Genomic DNA, 1,574 nt, shown 5'->3' on the forward strand with positions numbered 1-1,574 from the left:
GGATTAAACAAGCCTTCGACCCAAACAACATTATGAATCCTGGAAAGATGTTCGCGAAAGACTCTCGTAAAAGAGTGGTGGTTGAGCGATGACCACATTAAATAAAGAAAACATTCAAAAGGAATTTAAAGAACGATTAAGTGAAGATGAACTACTAAACTGTATGCGATGCGGCTTTTGTTTACCAACTTGCCCTACTTACATTCAATCTGGGTATAAAGAATCACATTCCCCACGCGGACGTATCGCCTTAATGAAAGCCGTCGTTGATGGTTTAATTGAGCCGGATGAAGATGTTGAAGATACATTAAATGTTTGCCTTGGCTGCCGCGCTTGTGAACCTGTTTGTCCATCTGGTGTGAATTATGGACATTTATTAGAAGAAGCTCGTGATATTATTAATCAAAATAAAAAGTTCTCCATGCCCGTGAGAGCTGTTCGTAAAGTTGTTTTTGAAGGACTATTCCCGCATCAAAACCGAATGCGAACATTAACAGGACTAATCGGATTTTACCAGCGTTCTGGTTTACAAACGCTAACACATAAAACAGGTATTATGAAGTTATTCCCTGAAACACTTGCAACGATGGACCTCGTTTTGCCAAAAGTCCCTAAAATGAAAGCGATGAAAGATCGTCCTGAATTTTTACCTGCTGAGGTGGCAAATAAGAAACAAGTTGCATTCTTCACAGGCTGTTTAATGGATACGATGTTTTTAGAAACAAATAACGCAACGATGAAACTTCTTCAACTTGCTGGTTGTGATGTCGTTATTCCGAAAACACAAAGTTGTTGCGGAGCATTACACGGACATGCTGGTGAAAAAAGTGGAGCAAAAGAATTAGCRAARCGAAATATAGAAGCATTCGAAGATTTAAACATCGACTATATTATTACGAATGCAGGTGGTTGYGGRGCTTAYCTCGTAGAYTATGATTATTTACTAAAGGATGATCCAGAGTGGGCAGAACGCGCAAAGCAGTTTGTTTCTAAAATTAAAGATATTACTGCTATACTAGTAGAACTAGATTTCCATAAACGTAATGACTTACGACTCACGCCGCAAATCATTACGTATCAAGACTCTTGTCATTTACGTAATGTTATGCGAACATCTTCTGAACCTCGTATGTTACTAGAGGCCATCAAAGGTGCAATCTATCGTGAAATGAAAGATGCAGACCGCTGCTGTGGTTCTGCTGGTATTTATAATATTGTTCATTCAGAGTTATCAATGGAGTTTCTAGATTACAAAATGGACCGTGTGCATGAAACAGATGCAGCGACAATTGTTACTACAAACCCTGGATGTCTATTACAAATGAAACTAGGTATTGAACGWGAAGRTCTTTCTCATAAAATGAGAGGAATTCACATTGTWGATCTATTATTAGAAGCAATTGAAACCAACTCGTAATAACTCGTAACATACGTAATAATAGGAAAACRGCTATCTCCTTCGTCTATGTAAAGAGATAGCCGCTTTTTTGTCCGCTACAACATTAAAAATATGTTACTTTATTATAAAAAAGAACAACAGAAACATTACAGTTTTGTAAAAATACATCCAGTAT

2 protein-coding genes are annotated in these 1,574 nt (G+C 37.5%); both read left to right on the forward strand.

The genetic code is table 11. The annotated features are described in order from the left end of the window. The coding region (locus AC1DJR_RS29315; RefSeq protein WP_477004178.1) for an FAD-linked oxidase C-terminal domain-containing protein at positions 1–92 on the forward strand (92 nt) is incomplete at its 5' end. Beyond that, a complete protein-coding gene (locus tag AC1DJR_RS29320) occupies positions 89–1,417 on the forward strand; it encodes a (Fe-S)-binding protein (RefSeq protein WP_477004177.1) in 1,329 nt (442 codons plus the stop codon). The genes AC1DJR_RS29315 and AC1DJR_RS29320, both read left to right, overlap by 4 nt. Positions 1,418–1,574 lie beyond the last annotated feature (157 nt).

It is taken from the genome of Bacillus sp. 05T31 (assembly GCF_056396725.1).